Genomic DNA, 26267 nt, shown 5'->3' with positions numbered 1-26267 from the left:
GTCAACGAAAGACGAGGTCGCGCGGTGAAGAAGCTGCTCCTGGTCGCACTGGCCGCCATCGGCGGGCTCCTCGTGTACCGCCAGATCCAGGCGGACCGCGCCGAGCAGGACCTGTGGACGGAGGCAACTGACTCCGTGCCTTCTGGTTCCGGTGTGTGAGACCCAAGGTTGATCCCAGAGCCCCGACTGCCGCTGCGGTCGGGGCTTTGTGCTGCTGTGTGACGAAAAGCTGTAGTACGCAAAGATCTGGCTTGCGCGGGCAAACTCGGGGTGGGTGGGCGTGATGGAGCGGGTACGCCGGCCGGTACGGAGGCCCGTCGCGGCCGCGGCGGCGGCGTCGGCCGCCCTCGGGCTGCTGATGACCCTACCGGGCGCAGCCGGCGCCGCGGGGACCCCCCAGCCGCGGCCGCTGCCGGCCTACCGGGCCGCGGACGGCGCGAAGGCGGTCGAGGGCAAGCCCTCCACGGCCGGCTCCCCGCTGCTGGAGGCCGGCTCGGTCTACAAGGACTCGATCGCGCCGGGGGAGCGCTACTACCGGCTCTACCTCGACGACCGCTCCACCGTGTACGTCTCCGGGGTGCTCCAGCCGCCCGCGGGCGCCAAGGTCGGCTACAGCGACGGCGTCGAGGTCCAGGTCATGAACACCGAGAACCGCTCCTGTCCGGGCAACCCCGGCCGGGCGGGCTTCGGTTACGACCCCGTGCCGATCGGCGCCGCGGGCCTGCGCATGCTGCAGGAGGACGCCGGCTGCCAGGGGGCCGGCACCTACTACGTGAAGGTCACCCGCACGGCGGCCAAGGACGGCGACAAGAACGCCTGGCCGCTGGAACTGCGCGTGCAGCGCGAGCCGGGCCTGGGCACGGGCAGCGCGCCCACCACCGCGCCCAGCGTCTGGCCGTCGGCCTCCCCGACCCTGCCGGGCAGCGATCCGGCGCCGCGCCCGGGCGGCAGCGGCTTCAACGACGCGAGGGCCCTGGGCACCGGGGTGTGGAGCGACGAGCTGCGGCCCGGCCAGACCCGCTTCTACCGGGTGCCGCTGGACTGGGGGCAGCAGCTCGGCCTCGGCGCCGAACTCTCCGCCGCCCAGCGGACGAAGGAGTACGGCTCGGCCGCGGCCGGGCTCACCGTCTCGCTGTACAGCCCCTACCGGGCCCTGGTCGCCTCCGCGAACTCCTCCTACGACGGGAAGCAGGCGGGCGTCGCCCTGCCGCGGACGGCGCCGGTGGCCTACGAGAACCGCTTCTCCGGCGTCCGGGAGGTGCAGCCGGTCCGGATGGCGGGCTGGTACTACATCGCGGTGACCATGGGCGCGAAGGTCGGGGAGTTCACCGAGGACGCGGTGCCCGTGCCGCTCACCCTGCGGATGGACGTCATCGGTACGGCGGGCAAGGCCCCGGCGTACGCGGAAGGCCTCGCGGCCGGGGGGTTCGGCGTGGGGTCCGAGGACCGGACCGCCGCCAAGGAGGGGACCACGGCCGTGGAGGCCGACGCCGCCGCGGCGAACCGGTCGGTGATGCGGACGGTCGCGGGCGCCGGCTTCGGCGCCGGGACGCTGCTGCTGCTCGTCCTGGGCGGCTGGATCCTGCTGGCCGGGCGGGGCCGGGCCAGGGCCCGGGGCCAGGGGCAGGCCTAGAGCTGGGTCAGGCCCAGGGCCCGGGCCTAGAGCTGGGTCAGGGCCCAGACGCCGACGGCGAAGCACAGCAGCGCGGCGAGCACGATGCCGGCGATGACCTTCGCGGGCGGCGGAGCGATCCCGCCCGTACGGGGCTGCGCGGGCGGCGGGGAGTACGGGGCCGCGGGGGCGGTGTACGGGCCCGCCGGGGCGGTGTACGGGCCCGAGGCGACCGCGGCGGCCGCCGCGGGGAGCGGCGGCTGGAGGTGGAAGCTGCCCGTCTCCGAAGCCGCGTGGACCGGGGCGGGTGCGGGGGCGGTCGCGTACGACGGGGCCCGGGTCTCGGGCGCGCTCCGGGCGGGCGGAGCGGCCTGCGTGGGCACCGTGGCGGCCGCGCCGGGGTCCGTCCCGGTCTCGCGGGGCTCGGGTCCCCGGGGGGTGAAACCGGAGGGCACGGGGCCGAGTTGGTCGAACACCTCCACCGCCGGCTCGTCCGCGGCGGGCGGCGGCAGCAGCTCCACGGCCTCGGCAAGGGCCCTGCGCGCCCCTGTGGCCGTCTTGAACCGGTGCTGGGGATCAGGCTGAAGCAGCGCGGCCAGTACGTCCCACAGCGGCGCGGGAACGCCCTCGGGCGGGCCGGGGGTCCCGTGGGTGAGGAAATGCGCGACCAGGGCCTGGGAATCGGGCTTCCGGCCGTGCAGCAGGTAGAGGCCGACCAGTCCGGCGGCGAACAGGTCGGCGGTGAAGTCGGGTTCCTCGCCGAGGAGTTGCTCGGGTGCGAGATAGCCCGGGGTGCCGACCACGTAGGCGGTCTCGGTCAGCCTGGGCTCGCCCTTGCGCATGGCGATGCCGAAGTCGGACAGCCGCAGGTGCGGCCGTCCGGTTCCGGTGGCCTCCATCAGGATGTTGGCCGGTTTGATGTCGCGGTGGACCACGCCTTCCGCGTGCACCGCCGCCAGCCCCGCCAGGAGCTGGTCGAGCAGCGTGCAGACGAACCGGGGCGGCAGGGCCCCGTAGTCCCCGATCACATGGGCGAGGGAGCCGCCCGCGACGAGGTCCATGGTGAAGAGGACCTTGTCGTCGTCCGCCGCCCAGCTGGCCGGGGCCAGGACGTGCGGGTGGTCGATCCGCAGCGCCTGCTCGCGGACGAACCGCAGCAGGGTGTGGGCATCGCTCTGCAGGAGCACCTTCGCGGCGACGTACCGTCGGCGCCGGTGGTCCCAGGCACGCCAGACGGCGCCCGCGCCGCCCCGTCCGATCGGATCGATCAGCTCGTACCGGCCCGCGAAGATCTCACCCATCGCTGCGCCCGTCCCCCGTCGTCAGCCGCCGTCAGTTCTGATGGGCCTCGTAGTGCGAGACCGCGTCGGACGTACGGCCCGCTCCGTACACCCGGAGGAACTCTGCCAGTTCCGGATGGCTGGGGGCGAGGGAGTTGGCCGCGTCGATGATGTCCCCGGCCGCGGAGACCGAACGCAGCAGCGACTGGATCTCGCGCACCACGCGCTTGACGGTGGGGGCGCCGGAACCGGTGGCGGCCTGGCTGGAGCTGTTGCTGAGGACGGAACCTCCCTGGGTCTTCTTGATCTCGTCCATCCGGTCGGTTGCCTCTGCCGCGCTGACGCTTCCGTCGGCCACCTGGCCGGCGAGATCCTGGAGGGCCTGGACCCGCTGGACCACGGCGGGGTTGCCGATCTTGGCCCGCTGTCCGCTCATCAGCTGGGACAGCATCGGTGCCGACAGCCCGAGGACGGCAGCGAGGCGGGCCTGGTTCAAGCCGAGGTCATCTATGAGCCGGCGGAAGAGCGCTCCGAGGGGCTCCCCGTACCAACTGCGCTGAAGTTCTCTGGCTCTGGCCGTAGCCTCTTGCTGTACTGCGTCCACTCTTACTACTCCCCTTCGCTGGTGCGAACCTCGCGTGCATCTTACGGAGAGTGGTCGCGGGGCGGGAGTCCCTATCATTTTGCGGGATGAGGGGGTACACCCGGTACTCTGTTCTGCGGAACGGTCGCTCCTTCACGGGGGAGGACTGCGTCCGGATACCCGGGGCCTTAGCTCAGTTGGTAGAGCGCTGCCTTTGCAAGGCAGATGTCAGGAGTTCGAATCTCCTAGGCTCCACTTCCCTGATTCCCCCTGACCTGCGGAAACGCAGTGTCAGGGGGAATTTTTCATGCCCCGGGGCGGGCGCGCGCGGAGCGGCGCGGGGGTGCTCCGGGGGGACCCGCGCCGGCGCGCGGCGGGTCCTGCGGGCCGCTCCGGGGGACCGTACGACCGTGACGAGGAGCGGTACGGAGGACCGGTACGGAGGCCCAGTGCGGAGGCCCAGTGCGGAGGACCGGCACGACGGACCGTGCGGGGGCGGCCCGGTCAGCGAGGCCGGCCGCACCGGCCACCGGCCACCGGCTCGCGGTCCGCCGGGTCTCCCTCGCACCCTCCCTCCGCCCGACGACCTCCCCGGGACCGCTGTCCTGACCTGCCCGTCCGTCCCCACCTCGGATCTCACCCTCGACGCGTGAGCGCCAACGCGGCGGTCCCGCGCCGTAATTGCCGGTCGGGCGAGTCGGTCGCTGGCTAAAGTCCTGCTCTGGCAGGCCGGCATGGCCACCGTTCGGCGAGGGCAAGGCTGAGGAGCTCGGATGACTGTGGATGCCAGGACCACCGAGAGGGCGCTGCGGCTGCGGGAGTTGAGCGCCTCGATGCTCGTGCTGCCCAATGCCTGGGACGCGGCCAGCGCGGCCGTGATCGTGGCGGCCGGTGCGTCGGCCGTCGCGACGACCAGCGGCGGGGTGGCCTGGTCGATCGGACGCTCGGACGGTCAGCACGCGACCCGGACGGAGATGCTGGAGGCCGCCGCACGGATCGTGGCGGCCGTCGACGTGCCCGTCTCCGTGGACGCCGAGGGAGGCTACGAGGACGTCGCGGCCACCGTGCGCGAGGTCGTCGCGGTGGGAGCCGTCGGCATCAACCTGGAGGACTCGAAGGCCTCCGACGGCACGCTGTACACCGCCGCGGAGCAGGCCGGGCGGATCCGCTCGGCCCGTGAGGCCGCGGCCGCGGCCGGGCTGCCGGAGTTGGTGATCAACGCCCGCACCGACGTGTTCCTGTTCGGCATCGGCGAGGAGTCCGGCCGGCTGGCCGATGTGCTCGCGCGCGTCGAGGCCTACGCGGCCGCCGGCGCCGACGGGATCTTCGTACCGGGTCTGCTGGACCTGGAGGCCCTCGGCGAGATCGCCAAGGGGCCGCTCCCGCTCAACGCGATGGCGAGCCCGGGAGGCCCGTCGGTGGCCGAGCTGGCCGGGGCGGGGGTGCGCAGGGTCAGCGTCGGCACGGCGGTGGCCCAGGCGGCGTACTCCGCGGCCCGCGCCGCGGCCGTGGAGCTGCTGGGGCAGGGCACCTACGAGGGGCTCGGTGGGGAACTGGACTACCCGACGCTCAACGGGCTCTTCGGGAAGTAGGCGCCCGGCCCGGCCGGCCGCGTTCCCCGGACGGCTCAGTCACACGGCCGCGGCGCGCCTCCTGGCCGAGAGTGGGGAAGGACACCCAGACCAGGGGGGCGACACCACGCCGGAGGCGCACACACATGGGACTCTTCGACTTCCTGAGGTCCGACAAGGACAAGAAGAAGCAACACGAGGCCGAGAAGGCGGCGGAGCAGGTGCAGCAGCAGGCCGGGGCGGCTCCGCCGCCGCCGTCCGCGAGGCCCGGCCGAACCGGGACCAAGTACACCGACGCGGCGTCCGCGGACACCAGGGCGGCCGCGGAGCGCATGGCGGCCTCGGCGCCGCGCCCGCCCTCGGCGGCGCCCGCCACGCCGCCCGTCACACGGCCCGCTCCGCACACGCCCACCCCGGCGTCCGCCGCGCACAAGGCGGTGCCCGCCGCCCCGGTCCCCGCGCCCCAGCAGCAGCGCACGTGCACGGTCCGCCCCGGCGACTCACTCTCCGAGATCGCCCGCCGCGAACTGGGCAACGAGGCCCGCTGGCGCGAGCTCTACGCCATCAACCGGGGCGTCATCGGGTCCAACCCCGACGTGCTCCACCCGGGCACGAGGCTCACCCTCCCGAACTGAGGGGCGCGAAGCCGGAGCACGGAACCGCACGGAGGAGGGGCCCGGATCCTGGGATGGATCCGGGCCCCTCCTCCGTGCTCCTCGCCGGCGGACTTCCGCGGGCCCACCGCCCGGCGTCAGCGGTGCTTGCGCTTGGCGTCCTCCGCGTCGATGCGCTCCTGCGCGGCCTGCGCCTGTGCCTCGAGGCTGGAAGGCGCCCCCGGCTCCGGCGCGGATCCGTTCTGCGCGTCGCGCTCCTTCGCCGCCAGCTCGTCGTCGAAGGTCGCCGGGGCCGGCTCCTCGTCCCGGGACGACAGCTCGGTGGCCTCCGGCGGCTCGACGAGCCAGTCCGGGTTCGACTGCTGGTCCCACCACTTCCACGCCGCGAAGGCGCAGCCGGCCAGGACGCCGACCAGCGCGATGCCCTTGAGCAGCCGGCCCCGGCGGGCCCGCCGCTCATTGCGCCGGACGATCTTGCGCACCTCCTCGGCCGTCACCTGGCCGCGCAGGGCCGCCAGCGCCGCCGTCGACCGCGAAGCGGCCTCCTCGGCCACCGGCTGGGCCGCCGCGAGCGCGCTCTCCAGGCGCGGCTGCGTGTAGTCCGCCGCCTGCCTGGCCGCGAGCCGCGTCTGTCGTACGGCGTTCGTCGCGGCCCGGTCCACGGGCGGCGGCACATGGGCGCGGGCCGACTTGATCATGGGCTGGACATGGCAGTCGTACGTCGTGCGTGCCTGCTTGGCGGCCTCGGACGCCGCGTACGACACCTTCGGTGCCAGCAGTTCGTTCGCCTCGTGGGCGTAATGCGACGCGGCGTTCTTGGCGGATTCCGCGTACGGCGCCACCACTTCCGCTGCGTGCCGCACCGTATCCCTGGCACTCGACGCGGCCAGGCGCACGCTTTCATTGCGGGTCACGGGACCTCCTCCTCGGTGGCGGACACAGTTCACCTTTCCACCCTTTGTCGGATCATGCCTCCCATCTCGCCGACCGGCATGCGTGACAGGGCATATGGGTGGACGATTTCTGCCCGCGGGTGCCCTCCGTGGGAGGATCTGAAACCGACAGTGATGACGAGGGAAGGCAGATCCGTGGCCGCGAAGCTCTACGCCACCCTGAAGACCAACCACGGCGACATCGAGATCGAGCTGCTGGAGAACTTCGCCCCCAAGACCGTGCGCAACTTCGTGGAGCTCGCCACGGGCGCCCGCGAGTGGACGCGTCCCTCGGACGGGCAGAAGACCACGGACCCGCTCTACGACGGCACCGTCTTCCACCGCGTCATCAGCGGTTTCATGGTGCAGGGGGGTGACCCGCTCGGCAACGGCACCGGCGGCCCCGGCTATCAGTTCGCCGACGAGTTCCACCCCGACCTGGCCTTCACCAAGCCCTACCTGCTGGCCATGGCCAACGCCGGCCCCGGGACCAACGGCTCGCAGTTCTTCATCACCGTCGCCCCGACGGCCTGGCTGACGCGCAAGCACACCATCTTCGGCGAGGTCACCGACCAGGCCAGCCAGAAGATCGTGGACGAGATCGCCGCCGGCCCGACCAACCCGCGCACCGAGCGGCCCGTCGACGACGTGATCATCCAGTCCGTCGTCATCGAGCGGCGCTGACCGGGGGCGCGCACCCCGCGCCGGGCCGCCGGTGAGCCCCGGGGCCTCGTCCCCGGGTCCTGGCCCCCGGGGTCCTCGCCCCTCGGGATCCTCGCCCCGGGCCCGGCCCCCGGCCTCCTGCCCCGCCGGGAACCTTTCCGGCCCACCCGTCCGTCCTCGTTACATACCGGACGGGCGAACGGTGGATCCGCCGCCCGCCCCCGCCGCTCGCCGCCGACCGAGGGGACCGATGGACACCGACCGTCTTCCGGGCTGCTACCGCCACCCGGACCGCGACACCGGGATCAGCTGCACGCGCTGTGAGCGGCCGATCTGCCCCGAGTGCATGATCAGCGCCTCGGTCGGCTTCCAGTGCCCCGAATGCGTCCGGGGCGGCTCCGGCACGGGCCACGGGCCCGCCGCGAACGCCCCGCGCACCCTGGCGGGCGGGGTGGTCGCCGCCGATCCGCACCTGGTCACCAAGATCCTGATCGGGATCAACCTCGCCCTGTTCCTCGCGGCGGCCGCCTTCCCCGGGCTGACGCTCCAGCTGGAGCTCCTCGGCCGGTACCGGGAGCTGGAGGGCGGTCCGCTGGAGGGCGTCTCCACGGGCGAGTACTACCGGCTGCTGACCTCGACGTTCCTGCACGTCGAGTGGTGGCACGTCTTCGGCAACATGGTCGGGCTGTGGTTCCTCGGCGGCCCTCTGGAGGAGGCGCTCGGCCGGGCCCGCTACCTCACCGTGTACCTGCTGTCGGCGCTGGGCGGCAGCGCCCTCGTGTACCTGCTGACCGAGCCGAACGCCGCCACCCTCGGCGCCTCCGGGGCCGTCTTCGGCCTGCTCGGCGCCACCTTGGTGCTGGCCCGCCGGAAGCGGTACGAGATGCGTCCGCTGATCACCATGCTGGTGTTCATGCTGGTGCTGACCTTCGCGCCGTCGTTCGGCGGTCTGAGCGTGTCCTGGCAGGCCCACATCGGCGGCCTGGTGACCGGTGCGCTGCTCGCGCTGGGCCTGCTGTGGCCCGCGACCGGCAGCGGCGCGAGGAAGCGCGCGCTCGTCCAGTGGGGGACCTGCGGGGCGGTCTTCCTGCTGGCGGCAACCGTGATCGCGGTCCGGACGGCGGAACTTTCCGTACTCACCTGATCACACCGGCGTCAACTCTCCACAGAGTTATCCACAGATCTTCTGTCTTTTCCTCAGGTGTGGATGACGCTGTGGATAACTCATGGGGAGAGCTTGCGGAGCCGGTCGTACCACGCGACTATCGCGGGGCTACTTCCACTGCGTGGAGACGCCGAATCCCGCTGCAATGAAGCCGAAACCGACCACAATGTTCCAATTGCCCAGAGCTTCGATCGGGAGCTGGGTGTCGGACAGATAGAAGACGACGATCCACACCAGGCCGACGACGAAGAAGGCCAGCATGACCGGGGCGACCCAGTTGCGGTTCGTCAGCTTGATCGCCTGCGGCGTCCGCGCGGGCGGCGGGGTGTAGTCGTCCTTCTTGCGGATACGTGACTTCGGCACGAGGGGCTCTCCTGTCGATGGGCTGGGGACCTTGCCTGCCCCGGGCGTCCGTTAGCGTAGTGGACCTGTGGCGTTGAAGGAGAAGGGTACGTTGAGCAATTCCGACGACTCCTCCGCGGGTCCCCGTCGCCGTGCCAGACCGGTCCGGCTGCTGACCGCCGCCGTTTTCGCCCTGGCCGGCTTGATCTTCGTCACCAGCTTCAACACCTCCAAGGGTACGAACATCCGGACGGACGCCTCGCTCCTCAAGCTGTCCGACCTGATCCACGAGCGCAGTCAGAGCAATCTGGAGCTCGAGAAGGCCACCGGAACGGTCCGCGACCGGGTCGACGCCCTCGCCGAGCGCGACAACGGCAGCACCAAGGCCGAGGACGCCAAGCTGACGGCCCTGCGCGCGGCCTCGGGCACCGAGGAGCTCACCGGCAAGGCGGTGAGCGTCACCCTGAACGACGCGCCGCCGAACGCCACGGCCCGCATCCCCAACGTGCCCGAGCCGCAGCCCAACGACCTGGTGATCCACCAGCAGGACCTCCAGGCCGTCGTGAACGCCCTCTGGCAGGGCGGGGCCCAGGGCATCCAGGTCATGGACCAGCGGCTGATCTCCACCAGCGCCGTGCGCTGCGTGGGCAACACCCTCATCCTCCAGGGCCGGGTCTACTCGCCCCCGTACAAGGTGACGGCCGTCGGCGACCCGGCCGCGCTCAAGAGGGCCCTCGCGGCCTCCCCCTCGCTGCAGAACTACCAGATGTACGTCAACGCCTACGGGCTCGGCTGGAAAGTGGACGAGCACAAGGCGCTGACACTGCCCGGCTACTCCGGCACAGTGGACCTCCACTATGCGAAGCCGCTGGAGTCCGCCACCCCGTGACGTCGTACTGCGCCTGCTGGTACGGACGTTCAGCGAGGTGTGCCTGACCGCCGGATCGCTGATCCTGCTCTTCGTGGCCTACGCGCTGCTGTGGACCGGGGTCAAGGCCGATCTGGCCATGGACGGCGAGATGGCCCGGCTGCGCGACCGCTGGGCGGCGGTGCCCGCGGCCGCCCCGCAGCCCCCGGCGGCCCCCGCGGCCGGGGCGGATCCCGCCGCGCCGACGGCTCCCGCGCCGCCCCCGCAGCCCGCCGGCTACCCCCCGGACCAGGCCTTCGCCGAGATGTACGTCCCGCGCTTCGGGCCGGACTGGAACAAGCCCGTCCTGGAGGGCACCGGACCGGAGCTGCTGAAGAAGGGCCTCGGCCACTACGCCGGCACGGCCCGGCTCGGCGGCCCCGGGAACTTCGCGGTCGCCGGCCACCGCCGTACGTACGGAGACCCCTTCAAGGACGTTCCGCAGCTGCGCCCCGGGGACGCCGTCATCCTCAAGGACGCGAGCACCTGGTACACGTACACGGTCCGCGCCGAACCGCTGCGCACGCTTCCGACGGAGGTCGGCGTGGTCGACCCGGTGCCGCGCCGCTCGCCCTTCACCGCACCGGGCAGCTACCTGACGCTGACCACCTGCGACCCGGAATGGGGCCACAGCCACCGGCTCGTGGTCTGGGCCGAGCTGACCCAGACGCGGACCGTCGCGCAGGGCAGGCCGGAGGGTTTGGCAAGGTGACCCTCCGCGCCGGGCGGGTGGCTTTAGGCTGTGGGCGTACCGCCCCCGCGGTGCGTTGGACGATCGTGGACGAAAAGGACGCAGGCGGCATGTACGGCTGGATCTGGCGGCATTTGCCGGGCAACGCGTGGGTGCGCGTGGTGATCTCCCTCGTGCTGGTGCTCGCGGTGGTGTTCGTGCTGTTCCAGTACGTCTTCCCGTGGGCCGAGCCGCTGCTCCCGTTCAACGATGTGACGGTGGACGAAGGATCGGGAGCCACTCCGTGAGCGCGCGCATTCTGGTGGTCGACAACTACGACAGCTTTGTCTTCAACCTGGTCCAGTACCTCTACCAGCTCGGTGCCGAGTGCGAGGTGCTGCGCAACGACGAGGTCGCGCTCGCCCACGCCCAGGACGGCTTCGACGGCGTCCTGCTGTCCCCGGGACCGGGCACCCCGGAGGAGGCGGGCATCTGCGTGGACATGGTCCGCCACTGCGCGGACACCGGCGTCCCCGTCTTCGGCGTCTGCCTCGGCATGCAGTCGATGGCCGTCGCCTACGGAGGCGTCGTGGACCGGGCTCCGGAACTGCTGCACGGCAAGACCTCGCCGGTGGTCCACGAGGGCCTCGGGGTGTTCGAAGGCCTGCCGTCGCCGTTCACCGCGACCCGCTACCACTCCCTCGCCGCCGAGCCGGGGACCCTTCCGGACAGCCTGGAGGTCACGGCGCGGACCGAGGACGGGATCATCATGGGCCTGCGCCACCGGGAGCACGACGTGGAGGGCGTGCAGTTCCACCCCGAGTCGGTGCTGACCGAGTGGGGCCACCGGATGCTCGCGAACTGGCTGGTGCGCTGCGGTGACGCGGATGCCGTGGAGCGGTCGGTGGGGCTGGCCCCGGTGGTGGGCAAGGCCGTCGCGTGACGACGTTCGCGCCGCCCGCGCCCACGGAGGGCCGGGCCGCGCGGCGCAGGGCGGCTCAGGAGGCCGCGAAGCGAGCGCGGGGCCGGGGGCGGCGGCGCAAACGGCCGGCGTCGGGCGGCCCCGTCGTGGTGCTCAGCCGGCTCGCCGGGGAGCTGTTCATCACGCTGGGGACGGTGATGCTGCTCTTCGTCGGCTACCAGCTCTGGTACACGAACTTCCTGGCGGACCGGACGGTCAAGGACACCGCCGGCTCGCTGCTGCAGAACTGGGACCGGAGTCCGGCCGAGGCCGACGCCCCGGCGGTGGCGGCCTTCGAGCCGGGTCAGGGCTTCGCGATCCTCCACATCCCGAAGCTGGACGTGAAGGTGCCCGTCGCCGAGGGGACCAACAAGGCGAAGGTGCTCGACAAGGGGCTGGTCGGCCACTACGGCGAGGAGCCGTTCAAGACCGGGATGCCGGCCGATCAGCAGGGGAACTTCGCGCTGGCGGGCCACCGCAACACGCACGGCGAGCCGTTCCGCTACATCAACCGGCTGGTGCCGGGGGACAAGATCGTGGTCGAGACGAGGGACGCGTACTACACGTACGAGATGACCTCGCAGCTGGCGCAGACCCCGCCGGCGAACGTCTCGGTGATCCGGCCGGTACCGGTGGGATCGGGCTTCACATCCCCGGGCCGGTACATCACCCTGACCACCTGCACCCCCGAGTTCACCAGCACCTACCGGATGATCGTATGGGGCAGGATGACCGCTGAACGCCCCCGCAGCCAGGGTGCTCCGCCCGAGCTGAACAGCCCGTAGAGGAACCGCAGTGTCACGTGCCGCACCGCCCCCGAGCCGCAGTCTCCTCGCGGGGTTCCTGAGCCTGCTGGGCGAGCTCCTGATCACGGTGGGCCTGGTGCTCGGCCTGTTCGTGGCGTACTCGCTGTGGTGGACGAACGTCCTCGCGGACCGGAACGCCTCGGCGCGCGGCGACGCGGTCCGCCAGCAGTGGGAGCAGCCCGGTCCCGTGCCCTCGACGCCCGTCGAACCGGGGGCGCTGGACACCAGGGGCGGCGTCGGCTTCCTGCACGTGCCGGCGATGAAGAACGGCGAGGTGCTGGTCAAGAAGGGCACCGCCCCGGACGTCCTGAACGACGGGGTCGCGGGGTACTACACGGAGCCGGTCGCGTCGGCCCTGCCGTGGGACGCTTCGGGCAACTTCGCGCTGGCGGCGCACCGGGACGGGCACGGAGCCAAGTTCCACAACATCGACAAGCTGAAGAACGGCGACGCGGTCGTGTTCGAGACGCGGGACACCTGGTACGTGTACAAGGTCTTCGCCGAGCTGACCCAGACGTCGAAGTACAACGTGGACGCGATCAGCCCCGTCCCGAAGGAGTCGGGCAAGGCGGCGCCGGGGCGGTACATCACGCTGACGACCTGCACGCCCGTGTACACCTCGAAGTACCGCTACATCGTGTGGGGCGAGCTGGTCCGCACGGAGAAGGTGGACGACAAGCGCACGCTCCCGGCGGAGCTGAGGTAGCGGCCCTTCGCGGCATCGGGACCCGCGAGGATCCCGCGAGGATCCCGTGAGGATCCCGCGAGGGCCCCGCAAGGGTCCCTCAAGCCCCCTGGCGGGGGCTGTGGCGGCGCCGGAGGCCGAGGACGGCAAAAGGGTCCGGTCCCTCTCGTCGAGAGGGACCGGACCCTTCTGTGCCGGTGGGGCCGTAGCGGCCCGGAGGCTAACCGCCGAGGCCTCCGAAGAAGCCGCCGCCGTTGCCGCCGTTTCCGTTGCCGCCGTTCTGCTGGCCGCCGAAGGTGGTCACGTTGATCCTCGTGCCCGGCGGGACCGGTGTGTTGGCGGCCGGGTCCGAGGACAGGACGAGCGACTTGCCCTCGTTCGGTCCCGAGAGGACGTCACCGAAGCTCAGCCCCTTGGAGGCCAGCTCGGCCTTGGCCTGGTTGACGGTCTTGCCGGCCAGGTTCGGCACCGGGACCATCGTGGCGGCGGCCTTGGCGATGGACACGTTGACGGTGGTGCCGACGTCGACCGAGTCGCCCGCGGCGCGGTCCTGCTGGACCACCGTCTTCGGAGCCGTGCCCGGGGGCGCGTCCACCTCCGTGACGCTGCCGAGCTTCAGCTTGGCGTCCTGGAGCGCCTTGGAGGCCTGCTCCTTGGTCTTGCCCATCAGGTCCGGCACGGCCGCCTTGGACTTCTCCTTGGCCACGTCGAGCGTGACGGACGAGCCCTTCTCGGCCTCGCCACCGCTCTTCGGGTTCTGGTCGAGGACGGTGCCGGGGGTCCGCTCGGACTCGACGAGCTTCTTCTCGACCTGGAAGCCCTTGTCCTTGAGGGCCTTCTCCGCGTTGTCGAACGTCATGTTGATGACGTCCGGCACGGCGACCTTGGCCGCGCCCGTGGAGACCTTCACCTTGACGACGGACTTCTTGTCGACCTTGGTGCCCTCGGCCGGGTTCTGCTCGCAGACGCTGCCCTTCGGCTGGGCGTCGCAGGCCATGTCCCCTTCCTTCTGGACGACGAGGCCGACGTTGTCGCCGTTCTTCACCGCCTGCTCGAAGGGCTCGCCGACGAGCTTGGGCACGATGGGCCGGTTGTCGGCGCCGCCGCTGAAGAGGGAGCGGCCGATGAGGATCGCGCCGACCAGCACGAGGACGCCGGCGGTCACCAGCAGGATCGTGGAGGCCTTGCTCTTCTTCTGCGGGCGCCGGCCGTGGCCGCCCTGGTCGTAGCCGCCCTGGTCCCCGTATCCGTAGCCGCCCTCGCCCGGGGGCATCGGCGGGAGCATGGAGGTCTGGCCCGGCTCCGTGGTGCGCAGCGCGGTGGTGGGCTGGTCGTAGCCCTGGTGTCCGTAGCCGTGTCCCTGGTCGGGGTAGCCGTAGCCGGCCGCGCCCATGGAGGCGGTGGCGGCGACGGGCTGGCCGTCGAGGCAGGCCTCGATGTCGGCGCGCATCTCGTCGGCGGACTGGTAGCGGTAGTCGGCGTCCTTGACCAGCGCCTTCAACACGATCGCGTCCATCTCGGGCGTGATCTCGGAGTCGAAGTTCGACGGGGGCTGGGGCTCTTCCCGTACGTGCTGGTAGGCGACGGCGACCGGAGAGTCACCGATGAACGGCGGCCGCACGGCGAGGAGCTCGTACAGCAGGCAGCCGGCCGAGTAGAGGTCGGACCGCGCGTCGACCTGCTCGCCCCTGGCCTGCTCCGGGGAGAGGTACTGGGCGGTGCCGATGACGGCGGCGGTCTGCGTCATCGTCATGCCGGAGTCGCCCATGGCACGGGCGATGCCGAAGTCCATGACCTTGACCTGGCCGGTGCGGGTGAGCATGACGTTGGCGGGCTTGATGTCGCGGTGCACGATGCCGGCGCGGTGCGAGTACTCCAGGGCCTGGAGGATGCCGATGCACATCTCCAGGGTGCGCTCGGGCAGCAGCTTGCGGCCGGAGTGCAGGAGTTCGCGCAGGGTCGAGCCGTCGACGTACTCCATCACGATGTACGGGATGGAGATGTTGTCGACGTAGTCCTCGCCGGTGTCGTACACGGCGACGATCGCCGGGTGGTTGAGCGATGCGGCCGACTGGGCCTCGCGCCGGAACCGGGCCTGGAAGGACGGGTCGCGGGCGAGGTCGGCGCGCAGGGTCTTGACGGCGACGGTACGGCCGAGCCGGGTGTCGTGGGCGAGGTAGACCTCGGCCATGCCACCGCGGCCGAGCACGTGGCTCAGCTCGTACCGGCCGCCGAGGCGACGCGGCTCTTCCATAACGTTGCAGCCCTCTCCGTCAGTCCCGACCGCACCCGTGTGTGGTCCGGCGGTGTGCTGTTCGCGCAAAGGCTACCGGCCGATCGTCGGTGATCGGTTCGTGACCACAGGCTGATACCGGACCGGTACCGTACGCTCGGATCCGGACGGTTTTGAGTGATCCGGATCACACCTGTATGCCCCTTGCGGCTCTCGCGTGGTGCGGGGTCCCGCCCGTCACCCCTTGTTGCTCTTCAGGACGGCTTCCATGACGGCCTTGGCGACGGGGGCGGCGAGACCGCCGCCGGTGATGTCGTCGCGGCTCGCCTCGCTGTCCTCGATGACGACGGCGACGGCGACGGGCGAGGTGCCGTCGGGGTTCTCGGCGTAGGAGATGAACCAGGCGTACGGGCGCTTCTTGTTGCCCTCGCCGTGCTGGGCGGTGCCGGTCTTGCCGCCGACGACGGAGCCCTTGATCTTGGCGTTGCCGCCGGTGCCCTTCTCGACGACGTCGACCATCATTTCCTGGATCTTCTTCGCGTTCTCCCCGGAGACCGGACGGCTCATCTCCGCCGGCTCGTGCTTCTCGATCACGTCGAGGTTCGGAGCGGTCAGCTGGTCGACCATGTACGGCTTCATCAGCTTGCCGTCGTTGGCGATGGCGGCCGTGACCATGGCCATCTGCAGCGGGGTGGCGGCGGTGTTGAACTGGCCGATGGCGCTCTGGGCGTTGCCGTCCTTGCTCATCTTCTTGTCGTAGACGCTGGCGAAGGCGCGGACCGGGATGTCGATCTTGTCGTTGTTGAAGCCGAACTTCTCGGCGGTCTTCACCATGTTGTCCCGCCCCACCTTGTCGCCCATGTTGGCGAAGACGGAGTTGCAGGAGACCTCGAGGGCCCGCATGAGGCTGGCCTTCTCGCACCCGGAGGCGTGGTTGACCATCGGGGTCTTGGTGCCCGGCAGGATGTAGGGCTCGGGGGTGTCCGTCGGGGCGTTGATGTCCTGGACGACGCCGTTCTCCAGGGCCGCGGCGGCGGTGACGACCTTGAAGGTGGAGCCGGGCGGGTAGGTCTCGCGCAGGGCGCGGTTGACCAGCTTCTTGTCCTCGCTGTCCTTGAGCTCCACCCAGTTCTTCTCGTCGGCCTTGGAGTTGCCGGCGAACGAGGAGGGGTCGTAGGAGGGGGTGCTGACGAGGGCGAGGATCGCGCCGGTGCGCGGGTCGATCGCCGCGACGGCGCCCTTCTTGTCGCCGAGCTTCTCGAACGCGGCCTTCTGGGCGGCGGCGTTGAGCGTCGTGACGACGTTGCCGCCCTGCTTCTTCTCGCCGGTGAACATGCCGATGGTGCGGTCGAAGAACAGCCGGTCGTCGTTGCCGGTCAGGATCTGGTCCTCGAGGGACTCGAGCTGCGTGGATCCGAAGGCCTGCGAGGCGTAGCCGGTCACCGGGGACCAGAGGGTGCCGTCGAGGTAGGTGCGCTTGTACTTGTAGTCGCTGCCGTCGGTGACCGCGGAGCCGGTGATCGGGTTGCCCTCGACGATGATGTTGCCGCGCTCGGTGGCGTACTGGGCGATCTGGACCCGGCGGTTCTCCTTGCGGGTGCTCAGCTCCCCGGCCTCGACGTACTGCAGCCAGTTGGTCCGCACGAGCAGTGCCAGGATGAGCAGCCCGCAGAAGATCGAGATGCGGCGCAGGGGCTTGTTCATGACGGGCGGACCACCTGGGTCATCTCGGAGTCGGGGGACGGTGCCGGGGCCGGGGCGGGGCGGCGTGCGGTGTCGCTGATCCGGATGAGGATGGCGATGAGGATCCAGTTCGCGAGGACGGACGAGCCGCCGGAGGCGAGGAAGGGCATCGTCATACCGGTGAGGGGGATGAGCCCCATGACTCCGCCGGCGACGACGAAGACCTGCAGCGCGAAGGCGCCGGAGAGGCCGATGGCGAAGAGCTTGCCGAAGGGGTCGCGGGCGGCGAGGGCGGTGCGCACGCCCCGCTCGATGATCAGGCCGTAGAGCAGGAGGAAGGCCATGACCCCGGCGAGCCCGAGCTCTTCGCCGACGGTGGAGAAGATGAAGTCGGAGTTGGCGGCGAATCCGATGAGGTCGGAGTTGCCCTGTCCCCAGCCGGTGCCCAGGACCCCGCCCGAGCCGAAGCTCATGATCGACTGGCCGACCTGCTCGCAGGCGCCGGACTTCTGGTAGCAGTCGAAGGGGTCGAGCCAGGCGGTCACGCGGACCTTGACGTGGCTGGCGGTGGCACCGACCACGGCCGCGCCGCCCACGCTCATGAGCAGGCCGATCACGATCCAGCTGGTGCGCTCGGTGGCCACGTACAGCATGATCACGAACATGCCGAAGAAGAGCAGCGAGGTGCCGAGGTCGTTCTCGAAGACCAGGACCAGCAGGCTCACGGCCCAGATCATCAGGATCGGCCCGAGGTCGCGGCCGCGCGGCAGGTAGAGCCCCATGAAGCGACGGCTGGCCAGGGCCAGGGCGTCGCGCTTCACCATGAGGTATCCGGCGAAGAAGACCGCGATGACGATCTTCGCGAACTCGCCGGGCTGGATGGAGAACCCGCCGACGCTGATCCAGATCTTGGCGCCGAAGACGTCGGCGCCAAGGCCCGGGACGACCGGCAGGATCAGCAGGACGAGCGCGGCGGCCATCGAGATGTACGTGAACCGCTGGAGCACGCGGTGGTCCTTGAGGACCAGCAGCACGCCCGCGAACAGGGCGATGGCGAGCGCCGTGTACATCATCTGCCGGGGCGCGGACTCGGAGAACGTCCCGTAGATGCGCTTGGCCGTGTTCTGCAGTCGCGTGGACTGGTCGAGACGCCAGATGAGCACCAGGCCGAGCCCGTTGAGGAGCGTGGCGATCGGCAGCAGCAGCGGGTCGGCGTACTTCGCGTAGCGGCGTACGACGAAGTGCGCGATGCCGGCGAGCACGCCGAGGCCGAGCCCGTAGGTGAGCATGCCCGGGGGCAGCTTCCCGTGGATCGACAGCCCCGCGTTGGCGTAGGCGAAGATCGGGATGACCACGGCGAAGCCGAGCAGCAGGAGCTCGGTGTTCCGCCGGCTCGGCAGCTCGATGGCGCCGATGGTGGTCGTGTTGGTGACAACGCTCATGGTGTGACGGGCCCCCTGTGCCCGCGTATGTCTACTGCTTCTCGCACACGCTGACCAACTGCTGCTCAGCGGCGGTCAGGGCGGGGCCCGGTGTCTGGTTTCCCTGTCCCTCGGCGGTGCGGCGCTCCTCGTCCTTCTTGCAGGCGGAGGCCTGGGTGCCGAGCTGGTCGATCTTCTCGCGGGCGCCGTCCAGGCTGCTCTCGCTGATGGTGGCCTCGACCTGCTTGCGCTTGTAGGTCGGCAGGTACTTCAGTTCGATGTCGGGGCGGTCGGTCTCCACCTTGGAGAGCTCCAGGGGCCCGAGCTTCTGGCTGATGCCGCGGAAGAGCGCCACGTGCTCGCCCTTGACGCCGACGTAGAACTGGGTCTGCGTCCAGCGGTAGCCCGCGTAGAGACCGCCGCCGAGCAGGCCGAGGACGACGAGCAGCGTCAGCGTGCGCGTGGTCCACTTGCGGCCCTTGCCGCGCCGCCTGCGGGGGTGGTCGTACGTGTCCTCGTAGCCGGAGTCCCCGGCGTACGGATCGGCTTCGCCGAAGCTCCCGTACCCGCCGGCTCCGCCGCCCTGTCCCTGGGCGCCGTAGCCGCCGTGTCCGGGGGCCTCCCCGCTGCCGGGGGGGCCGAAGGATCCGGCGGGCGGGGGGCTCTGCCGGCCGAGGCCGGAGGCCCGGCCGGCCGGGGTCTGCATGGCGTTGCCGCCGTCGAAGAGCTGGTGGTGCTGGTTCTCGGCGACCGCGCCGACGACGACGGGGGTGTCGTTGACCTGCGCGGCCAGGGTGTCGCCGCTGTCGGTGTCGAGGACGTCGGCCACGATGCAGGTGATGTTGTCGGGGCCGCCGCCGCGCAGGGCGAGCTGGATCAGCGACTGCACGGTCTCGCGGGGACCGTGGTAGTCGGCGAGGGTCTCTTCCAGGGTCTGGTGGGAGACGACGCCGGAGAGCCCGTCGGAGCAGATGAGGTAGCGGTCGCCGGCCCTGACCTCGCGGATGGAGAGGTCGGGTTCGACGATGTCGCCGCTGCCGAGCGCCCGCATCAGGAGGGAGCGCTGCGGGTGGGTGGTGGCTTCCTCCTCGGTGATCCGGCCCTCGTCCACGAGGCGCTGCACCCAGGTGTGGTCCTGGGTGATCTGCGTGAGGATGCCGTCGCGGAGCAGGTAGGCGCGGGAGTCCCCGACGTGGACCAGGCCGAGGCGCTGGCCCGTCCACAGGAGGGCGGTGAGCGTGGTGCCCATGCCCTCGAGCTGGGGGTCCTCCTCGACCATGGCGCGCAGCTGGTCGTTGGCGCGCTGCACCGCCGTGCTGAGTGCGGTGAGCATGTCGGAGCCCGGGACGTCGTCGTCGAGCTGGACGAGGGCGGAGATCACCTCGGAGCTGGCGACTTCACCGGCGGCCTGGCCGCCCATGCCGTCGGCGATCGCGAGGAGACGCGGACCGGCGTAGCCGGAGTCCTCGTTCCCCTCCCGGATCATGCCCTTGTGCGATCCGGCGGCGAACCGCAGGGACAGACTCATACGCACCTGCCCTGTCGACGACGCTGCCTCCGGGTACAACCGGTCTCGAGCCACACTGCCCACCCTCCGGTCGGGAGCGCGCTCGGGTCCGTGTCCCCGGTGGGACGGACCGCTGCGGCTCGCTCGCTCCGCTCGCTCATTCTCGTACTACTTCCGCAGCTCGATGACGGTCTTGCCGATGCGGATCGGTGCGCCCGGCGGAATGGGCGTCGGGGTGGTCAGCCGGGTCCGGTCGAGATACGTGCCGTTGGTGGACCCGAGATCCTCGACGATCCACTGGCCGTCACGGTCGGGATAGATCCTGGCATGCCTGCTGGAGGCGTAGTCGTCGTCCAGCACGATCGTGGAGTCGTGGGCGCGGCCCAAGGTGATCGTCTGGCCCGCGAGGGCCACCGTGGTACCCGTGAGGGTGCCCTCGGACACGACGAGCTTGGTGGGCGCACCGCGGCGCTGGCGCTGCTGCGGTGGCGCGGCCGCGGCCTGGCGCCCCTGCTGCTGCGGGGCGCCGGTGGCGCCTCCGCCGCGCCGGGAACCGCGCTGCGTGACTCTCGTACCGAAGAGGTCGCTGCGGATGACCTGGACGGCCACGATGACGAACAGCCACAGAACGGCCAGGAAACCCAACCGCATGACCGTCAGGGTCAGCTCTGACATTGCCCCCGCTTCACCCTTCGGCTTGCCGGTAAATGATGGTGGTGCTGCCCACGACGATCCGTGAACCGTCGCGGAGCGTAGCGCGGGTGGTGTGCTGCCCGTCCACCACGATGCCGTTGGTGGACCCTAGATCCTGGATCGTCGAGGGCATTCCGGTCCGGATCTCACAGTGCCGGCGCGATACGCCGGGGTCGTCGATCCGCACGTCGGCTTCGGTGCTCCGGCCGAGTACGAGCGTCGGGCGCGAGATCTGGTGGCGGGTGCCGTTGATCTCGATCCAGTGGCGCCGGACGGCGCCGCCGGGGGACACGGGCGGTACGGGGGCCCCCGCGGACGGTGCGGTCTGGCCCGCGTGCCCGCCGGGACCAGGCCTGCGCGCTCCGGGGCCGCCCGGGGGCGGTCCGGCGGGCATGGGCGGTGCGGAGACCGGGGGGTAGCCGTATCCGCCGGGCTGGGCCGGGGCGGCCTGGCGGCCCTGCCCCGGTCCCTGCGCCGGCTGGCCCGGGGCCTGGGAGGTGCTGGAGGCGAGCGTGCGACTGCGGACCCGGTAGAGCCCGGTGTCCAGGTCGTCCGCCTTCTCCAGGTGCACCTTGATGGTGCCCATGAAGCTGTAGCGCTGCTGCTTGGCGTAGTCGCGGACGAGGCCCGCGAGTTCGTCGCCGAGCTGGCCCGAGTACGGGCTCAGGCGCTCGAAGTCGCCCGCGCTGAGCTCCACGATGAAGTCGTTGGGGACGACGGTCCGCTCCCGGTTCCAGATCGTGGCGTTGTTGTCGCACTCGCGCTGGAGGGCGCCGGCGATCTCCACGGGCTGGACCTCGGACTTGAACACCTTGGCGAAGGTGCCGTTCACCAGACCTTCGAGTCGCTGCTCGAACCGCTTCAGGACTCCCATGGGGCACCTCCTCCGTCGTTGTCGCCCTGTACTGCTTACTGATCGTATCCACGCGTGGCGGATTCGGGTGGTTCCCCATCGGTCGCGAGGTGAGGAGTGTTGGTCCTCACAAGCGATCGTAGGGGCGCCCCAGGGACAGTGTCCCGCACCCGGAGCCGAGTACGGGAGTGACCGTCCTCGCAGGGTCCGGGCAGAGCACGAAAAGCGATGTGAATCCACCCCGTCCCACGTGCTAATGTTCCGATGTCGCCAGGGGAACGGCCCGCAAGGGAAGAACCGCTGGTAGCTACTTGCGCGAGTGGCGGAACGGCAGACGCGCTGGCTTCAGGTGCCAGTGCCCTTCGGGGCGTGGGGGTTCAAATCCCCCCTCGCGCACTTAACGACACGGTCGTCATCGGTAAACGGTGGCGGCCGTTTCGCGTTTTCCGTCTATGACGGATGACACTGCCGGACGGCCGGGGCCGGGGCCGGGCTGGGACGCGTGACAGACGAAGCGCACGAGGACATCCGCGAGACCTTGCCCGCCCTTCACGGCCCGCAGCCCGCTCACGCCCGTCACGACGCTTCCGGAGGCCGGCGCACTGCCGTCGGCTGGATCCGGGCCATGCTCGCCGATCTGGCGGGCTGGGTGCTGCGCAAGCCGGCGGACGTGCCCCCTGGAAGCCGGGTGGTGGCGCACTCCGCCGATGTCCGGACGGCGTTGTGGGCCGTGGCCGCCACCGAGCTCGTTTTTGACGCGGTCGTGGACGCGATGGTCCCGCCCGCCCGCCTACCGGCCGCTGCACCTCGCCTGGGTCGCCGTCTCCCTGGTGCTCGTCCTCGGGTCCTGCGCGATGACGCTCCGCACGCCCCACCTGGGGGTGCGCCGGTCGTGGCCCGCCGGTTCTACTTCGCGGCGGACCGGCCGGCCGAGGCCGCGCGGCTGATCGGGCTGGCCGCCCGCGAAGCGGCTGAGGGATGCGCCGGGAGACTTTCGTCGGGCGGGGCGCGACGAAAGAGAGCAGTACGGGGCGGGCGGCGGTGTCTAGGGTCGGCCGGGTGGATGTGACGGCGAGGACGCGCGCGGGACGGGACTGGCTCAGGGGCCCCGAGCCCTGGACCCGGCGGACGCTGGCCGGGGACCTGGCGCTGGGCGTGGTGCTCGCGCTGCTGGGGCTCGTCGTCGAGGAGCTCGACAACGGCTCCGGGGTGCGGATGGCGGCCAGTGCCGCGACCGTCATGGTGCTGATCCTGCTGAGGCGAAGGCTGCCGGTGCTCACGCTGGTGGTGGGCTCGGCGGTGGGCGTCTACCTGCCCGGGGCGTTCCTCGTGGCGATCCCGCTCGGCTGGTCGGCGGGACGGCGCATCGTCGGCGTCGGGAGGGCGCTGGGAGCCTTCACCGCGGCCTTCACGGCCGCCGTCGTGCTCAGCGTGGTCAAGGAGTGGTCGCAGGGCCGCCCGCTGCTGATCATCGTCTTCAGCACGCTGATGTTCCTGGCCACGGTGGTCATGCCCGGCCTGGCCAGCCGTTACTGGTCCCAGCGCAACACGCTGCTGCGCGCCCTCCAGGAACGCAACGCCCAGCTGCTGCGCGAGCGGGCGATGATCGCCGGGCAGGCCCGGCTGCGCGAACGCCAGCGCATCGCCCAAGACATGCACGACAGCCTCGGCCACCAGCTCGCGCTGATCTCGGTGCACACCGGTGCGCTGGAGGTCGACCCGGTGCTGACCGACCGGCAGCGCGAGGCGGTGGGCGTACTGCGCCAGGCCTCGGTCGCGGCCATGCACGAGCTGCGCGAGGTCGTCGGCATCCTGCGGGACGGGGTGGAGGCGCCGGAGCCGGTGGAGGAGGCGCAGCCCGCCGCGCGCGGGGTGGCGGGCATCGCCGGGCTCGTGGAGGCGGCGCGCAGCGCGGGCACCGACGTACGGCTCACGACGGCGGGGCGGCCCCGGGCGCTGGTCGCCGCCTGCGACCACGCGGCGTACCGGATCGCCCAGGAGGCGCTGACCAACGCCTACAAGCACGCTCCGGGCGCGCCGATCACGGTGGAACTGCGCTACGAGGACGACTCGCTGGTGGTGGAGATCGCCAACGGTCCGGCGGCCGGTCCGGGCGCCGGCGAGGTGGTGTCCGGGGGCCAGGGGCTGACGGGACTGCGCGAGCGGGCCCGGCTGGTCGGCGGCATGGTCTACGCGGGGGCCGCCGAGGGCGGCGGCTTCCGGGTCGCGGGGGTGCTCCCGTACGGGACCGAGCCGGCCGTGGCGCAGGAGAGCGGGACGGGGACGGGCGGACTGGGCGGGGTCGCCGACGACTTCGGGCAGCAGCTGCCGGGCATCGGTACGGCGCCGGTGGACTGGGCCGCGGTCGACCGGAAGCTGCTGGGCGGGAACGGCCGGTCCGGGGGCGTGGCGCTGGGCTGTGGGATCGCGGTCGCGGCCGTGGTGGTGCTGCTGATCGTGATCGGGGCGGCGGTGGCGCTGCTCGTGGGCTCGTTGAGCGACGCGACGATCAGCCGGGCCGACTACGACGGCATCCACGTCGGCGAGCCGGAGGACGCGGTGCGCTCCCGGCTGCCCAGCGGGGACAGCGTCCTGACCGAGGGGCTCGACCGGAAGGGGCCGCCGCGCCCGCAGGGCGCCACGTGTGTGGCCCTGCTGGCGGACGATGATTCCGAGATCGGCGGCAACAGTGTTTTCCGGTTCTGCTTCAAGGACGGCAAGCTCGTCGACAAGCAGGCGTACCAGGCCGAGTAAGGGGAGCACGGGTGACGGTCAAGGTGATCCGCGTGGTGATCGCTGACGACGAGCCGCTGATCCGGGCCGGGATCAGGATGATCCTGACCTCGGCGGCGGACATCGAGGTCGTCGCGGAGGCGGCGAACGGCCGGGAGGCGGTCGAGCTCGCCCGCGCGCACGGACCGGACGTGATGCTCCTGGACCTCCAGATGCCCGTCATGGACGGGCTGACGGCGCTGGGCGAACTCGGGCGTTCGGCGCCCGAGGTGCGGACGCTGATCCTGACGACCTTCGGGGAGAAGGAGAACGTGCTGCGCGCGCTGAGCGGGGGTGGCGCGGGGTTCCTGTTGAAGGACTCGGCTCCCGGCGAACTGATCGGGGCCGTCCGGGCAGCCGCCGCCGGGGACGCCTACCTGTCCCCGGCGGCGACCCGGCACGTGGTGGACCAGCTGGCGTCCGGGCAGTCCGCGGGACGCGGCGAGGCGGCCCGGCGCCGGGTGGCGGAGCTGAGCGAGCGCGAGCGCGGGGTACTGGCGCTGCTGGGCGAGGGGCTGTCGAACGCGGACGCGGGCCGGCGGCTGCACATGAGCGAGGCGACGGTGAAGACGTACGTGAGCCGGATCCTGGCGAAGCTGCAGTGCGAGAACCGGGTCCAGGCGGCACTGCTGGCCAGGGACGCCGGGCTCTAGGTACGGTCGGGCCCGAACCGATGGTGATCAGGGGGCGGGACGCATGACGGTGGTACCGGAGCAGCGCGTGGGGGAACCGGACGCGAAGGAACGGATACCGGAGGTCCCGGGGTTCGCCAGGCGGTTCACCGAGGGGCGCGCGGGAGGTCCGGACGGCTCGCCGAGGGCGGCCGGCAAGGCGCTGCGCGTCCGCGTCCCGCGGGCGGCCCAGGCGCACTTCCAGGCGCCGGCCGACCGCCCGGACGCGGTGCGGGCGGTGGAGGAGTCCAACGTCGGCCGGGTCGACGAGCTGACGCCGATACGGGTCGGGCGGATGGCCGCCAACCCCTTCGCGTTCCTGCGCGGATCGGCCGGGCTGATGGCCCACGACCTCTCCGGCGGTCCGGTGACGGGGATCGGCGCGCAGATCTGCGGAGACGCCCACGCGGCCAACTTCGGCCTGTACGGGGACGCGCGGGGCCGGCTCGTCATCGACCTCAACGACTTCGACGAGACCGTCTTCGGCCCGTGGGAGTGGGACCTCAAGCGGCTCGCCACGTCGCTGGTCCTGGCCGGCCGGGTGGCCGGCGCCGACGAGGACACCTGCCGGGCGGCGGCGCTCGACTCGGTGGGCGCCTACCGCCGCACCATGCGCCTCCTCGCCAAGCTGCCGTCGCTGGACGCGTGGAACGCGATCGCCGACGAGGAACTGGTCTCGCACACCGATGCCCGGGACCTGCTGGGCACGCTGGAGCGGGTCTCCGAGAAGGCCCGCAACAACACCTCGGCCCGGTTCGCCGCGAAGTCCACCGAGGCCGCGCCCGACGGCGGCCGGGCCTTCGTGGACGCGCTGCCCGTGCTGCGCCGGGTCGGGGACGGGGAGGCGGCGGCCGTGGCGGCCGCGCTGGGCCCGTACCTCGAGACGCTGCAGGGGGACCGGCAGCCGCTGCTGGCCCGGTACGCGATCCACGACGTGGCCTTCCGGGTGGTGGGGACCGGCAGCGTGGGGACCCGCTCCTACGTGGTGCTGCTGCTCGACCACCGGGGCGAGGCGCTGGTCCTCCAGGTGAAGGAGGCCCGGCCGTCCGCGCTGCTGCCCTACCTGCCCGGTCTCGGCTTCGTCTCGCCGCCGGAGGAGCACGAGGGCCGGCGGGTGGTGGCCGGGCAGAAGCAGATGCAGGTGGTCTCCGACATCCTGCTGGGCTGGACGACGGTGGAGGGGCGGCCCTTCCAGGTCCGCCAGTTCCGCAACCGCAAGGGCAGCGTGGACCCGGCGGCGCTGGCCGTGGAGCAGATCGACGACTACGGGCGGATGACCGGGGCCCTGCTGGCGCGGGCGCACGCGCACAGCGCGGATCCGCGGCTGCTGGCGGGGTACTGCGGGAAGAACGAGGAGCTGGACGAGGCGATGGCCACGTTCGCGGTGTCCTACGCGGACCGGAGCGAGGCCGACCACGCGGTCCTGGTGGCGGCGGTGCGGTCCGGGCGGATCGCGGCGGAGTCGGGGGTCTAGGACGGCAGGGGCGGGAGCCGGCCGGGGCCGGCCGGAGGCGGCCGGAGGCGGCCGGGCGGGGGGGGGGGGGGGGTGGGGGGGGGGGGGGGGGGGCGGCGCGGGGGGGGGGGGGGGGGGGGGGGCGGGGGGCGCGGCTCGCGGGGGGTCTGTGGGGCTCTCGGAGTCTCGG

The 26267-nt window shown here is 71.7% G+C and carries 24 protein-coding genes, 2 tRNA genes and 1 pseudogene; 17 read left to right on the top strand and 10 right to left on the bottom strand.

The window, feature by feature from the left end; all coding sequences use genetic code 11:
• Positions 1-24: 24 nt before the first annotated feature.
• On the top strand, positions 25-159 hold the full coding sequence (locus tag ACWF9Z_RS07405) for a DLW-39 family protein (protein ID WP_208809277.1): 135 nt from the start codon (positions 25-27) through the stop codon (positions 157-159).
• Positions 160-283: 124 nt separating this feature from the next.
• Positions 284-1633, top strand: a complete 1350-nt coding sequence (locus tag ACWF9Z_RS07400) for a hypothetical protein (protein ID WP_453598436.1) — start codon at positions 284-286, stop codon at positions 1631-1633.
• A 26-nt stretch (positions 1634-1659) separates the two neighbouring features.
• On the opposite strand, the gene ACWF9Z_RS07395 is transcribed toward ACWF9Z_RS07400, so the two are convergent.
• Together ACWF9Z_RS07395 and ACWF9Z_RS07390 are read right to left on the bottom strand one after the other, a co-directional pair.
• Complete coding sequence (locus tag ACWF9Z_RS07395; RefSeq protein WP_453598434.1) at positions 1660-2913, bottom strand: protein kinase domain-containing protein; 1254 nt, start codon at positions 2911-2913, stop codon at positions 1660-1662.
• Between the two features lie 31 nt (positions 2914-2944).
• Positions 2945-3496, bottom strand: coding sequence for a helix-turn-helix domain-containing protein (locus tag ACWF9Z_RS07390; RefSeq protein WP_356652792.1), 552 nt, complete (start codon positions 3494-3496; stop codon positions 2945-2947).
• A gap of 161 nt (positions 3497-3657) precedes the next feature.
• Between ACWF9Z_RS07390 and ACWF9Z_RS07385 the strand changes: the two genes are divergently transcribed.
• From ACWF9Z_RS07385 to ACWF9Z_RS07375, 3 genes are all read left to right on the top strand, one after another.
• A tRNA-Ala gene (locus ACWF9Z_RS07385) sits at positions 3658-3730 on the top strand.
• 518 nt (positions 3731-4248) lie between these two features.
• A complete protein-coding gene (locus ACWF9Z_RS07380) occupies positions 4249-5067 on the top strand; it encodes an isocitrate lyase/PEP mutase family protein (RefSeq protein ID WP_453598432.1) in 819 nt (272 codons plus the stop codon).
• A gap of 125 nt (positions 5068-5192) precedes the next feature.
• On the top strand, positions 5193-5681 hold the full coding sequence (locus ACWF9Z_RS07375; protein ID WP_453598430.1) for a LysM peptidoglycan-binding domain-containing protein: 489 nt from the start codon (positions 5193-5195) through the stop codon (positions 5679-5681).
• 116 nt (positions 5682-5797) lie between these two features.
• Here the strand turns inward: ACWF9Z_RS07375 and ACWF9Z_RS07370 are convergent, their stop codons facing one another.
• Positions 5798-6574 (bottom strand): DUF5324 family protein, encoded by a 777-nt coding sequence (locus ACWF9Z_RS07370; protein WP_453598428.1) that lies wholly within the window; start codon positions 6572-6574, stop codon positions 5798-5800.
• A 174-nt stretch (positions 6575-6748) separates the two neighbouring features.
• On the opposite strand from ACWF9Z_RS07370, the gene ACWF9Z_RS07365 reads away from it, so the two are divergent.
• The gene (locus tag ACWF9Z_RS07365) at positions 6749-7276 is read left to right on the top strand and encodes a peptidylprolyl isomerase (protein WP_453598426.1); all 528 of its coding nucleotides are present in this window, start codon (positions 6749-6751) and stop codon (positions 7274-7276) included.
• A gap of 229 nt (positions 7277-7505) precedes the next feature.
• A complete protein-coding gene (locus ACWF9Z_RS07360) occupies positions 7506-8399 on the top strand; it encodes a rhomboid family intramembrane serine protease (RefSeq protein ID WP_453598424.1) in 894 nt (297 codons plus the stop codon).
• Between the two features lie 129 nt (positions 8400-8528).
• Here ACWF9Z_RS07360 and crgA read toward each other — a convergent pair whose 3' ends face one another.
• Positions 8529-8783 (bottom strand): cell division protein CrgA, encoded by a 255-nt coding sequence (gene crgA, locus ACWF9Z_RS07355; protein WP_453598422.1) that lies wholly within the window; start codon positions 8781-8783, stop codon positions 8529-8531.
• 91 nt (positions 8784-8874) lie between these two features.
• Here crgA and ACWF9Z_RS07350 point away from each other — a divergent pair, with 91 nt between their 5' ends.
• The 6 genes and pseudogenes from ACWF9Z_RS07350 to ACWF9Z_RS07325 all read left to right on the top strand — a co-directional run bounded on the left by ACWF9Z_RS07350 (position 8875) and on the right by ACWF9Z_RS07325 (position 12812).
• Positions 8875-9651 (top strand): DUF881 domain-containing protein, encoded by a 777-nt coding sequence (locus tag ACWF9Z_RS07350; protein WP_453598420.1) that lies wholly within the window; start codon positions 8875-8877, stop codon positions 9649-9651.
• Complete coding sequence (locus tag ACWF9Z_RS07345) at positions 9620-10381, top strand: class E sortase (protein ID WP_453598418.1); 762 nt, start codon at positions 9620-9622, stop codon at positions 10379-10381. Before ACWF9Z_RS07350 ends, ACWF9Z_RS07345 begins: the two co-directional genes overlap by 32 nt.
• Positions 10382-10431: 50 nt before the next feature.
• Positions 10432-10647, top strand: coding sequence for a hypothetical protein (locus ACWF9Z_RS07340; protein ID WP_453598835.1), 216 nt, complete (start codon positions 10432-10434; stop codon positions 10645-10647).
• Complete coding sequence (locus ACWF9Z_RS07335) at positions 10644-11282, top strand: aminodeoxychorismate/anthranilate synthase component II (protein ID WP_453598416.1); 639 nt, start codon at positions 10644-10646, stop codon at positions 11280-11282. The genes ACWF9Z_RS07340 and ACWF9Z_RS07335 overlap by 4 nt, the downstream gene beginning before the upstream one ends.
• A pseudogene (locus ACWF9Z_RS07330) lies at positions 11258-12085 on the top strand (class E sortase); the annotation flags it as partial. The gene ACWF9Z_RS07335 and the pseudogene ACWF9Z_RS07330, both read left to right, overlap by 25 nt.
• Before the next feature lie 10 nt (positions 12086-12095).
• Positions 12096-12812: a class E sortase gene (locus ACWF9Z_RS07325; protein ID WP_453598414.1), complete on the top strand. Its 717-nt coding sequence runs from the start codon at positions 12096-12098 to the stop codon at positions 12810-12812.
• A gap of 199 nt (positions 12813-13011) precedes the next feature.
• Here ACWF9Z_RS07325 and pknB read toward each other — a convergent pair whose 3' ends face one another.
• From pknB to ACWF9Z_RS07295, 6 genes are all read right to left on the bottom strand, one after another.
• The gene (pknB, locus tag ACWF9Z_RS07320; protein ID WP_453598412.1) at positions 13012-15045 is read right to left on the bottom strand and encodes a Stk1 family PASTA domain-containing Ser/Thr kinase; all 2034 of its coding nucleotides are present in this window, start codon (positions 15043-15045) and stop codon (positions 13012-13014) included.
• 216 nt (positions 15046-15261) lie between these two features.
• Positions 15262-16728 (bottom strand): peptidoglycan D,D-transpeptidase FtsI family protein, encoded by a 1467-nt coding sequence (locus ACWF9Z_RS07315; protein ID WP_453598410.1) that lies wholly within the window; start codon positions 16726-16728, stop codon positions 15262-15264.
• Complete coding sequence (locus ACWF9Z_RS07310; protein WP_453598408.1) at positions 16725-18149, bottom strand: FtsW/RodA/SpoVE family cell cycle protein; 1425 nt, start codon at positions 18147-18149, stop codon at positions 16725-16727. Before ACWF9Z_RS07310 ends, ACWF9Z_RS07315 begins: the two co-directional genes overlap by 4 nt.
• A gap of 31 nt (positions 18150-18180) precedes the next feature.
• Entirely contained in the window at positions 18181-19656 is a 1476-nt protein-coding gene (locus ACWF9Z_RS07305; protein WP_453598406.1) for a PP2C family protein-serine/threonine phosphatase, read from the bottom strand.
• A 147-nt stretch (positions 19657-19803) separates the two neighbouring features.
• Positions 19804-20310 (bottom strand): FHA domain-containing protein FhaB/FipA, encoded by a 507-nt coding sequence (locus ACWF9Z_RS07300; RefSeq protein ID WP_356652764.1) that lies wholly within the window; start codon positions 20308-20310, stop codon positions 19804-19806.
• A 10-nt stretch (positions 20311-20320) separates the two neighbouring features.
• The gene (locus ACWF9Z_RS07295) at positions 20321-21202 is read right to left on the bottom strand and encodes an FhaA domain-containing protein (protein WP_453598403.1); all 882 of its coding nucleotides are present in this window, start codon (positions 21200-21202) and stop codon (positions 20321-20323) included.
• A gap of 292 nt (positions 21203-21494) precedes the next feature.
• On the opposite strand from ACWF9Z_RS07295, the gene ACWF9Z_RS07290 reads away from it, so the two are divergent.
• The 4 genes from ACWF9Z_RS07290 (at position 21495) to ACWF9Z_RS07275 (ending at position 26098) form a co-directional block, all read left to right on the top strand.
• Positions 21495-21577 (top strand) — tRNA-Leu (locus tag ACWF9Z_RS07290).
• Between the two features lie 663 nt (positions 21578-22240).
• Entirely contained in the window at positions 22241-23935 is a 1695-nt protein-coding gene (locus ACWF9Z_RS07285) for a sensor histidine kinase (RefSeq protein ID WP_453598401.1), read from the top strand.
• Between the two features lie 23 nt (positions 23936-23958).
• A complete protein-coding gene (locus tag ACWF9Z_RS07280) occupies positions 23959-24606 on the top strand; it encodes a response regulator (RefSeq protein WP_453598803.1) in 648 nt (215 codons plus the stop codon).
• A gap of 43 nt (positions 24607-24649) precedes the next feature.
• Positions 24650-26098, top strand: a complete 1449-nt coding sequence (locus ACWF9Z_RS07275; RefSeq protein ID WP_453598399.1) for a DUF2252 domain-containing protein — start codon at positions 24650-24652, stop codon at positions 26096-26098.
• Positions 26099-26267 lie beyond the last annotated feature (169 nt).

This window comes from Streptomyces sp. NPDC054961 (assembly GCF_053609145.1).
Note: the sequence above shows the minus strand (reverse complement) of the source record. Positions and strands in the feature narration are given on the sequence as shown.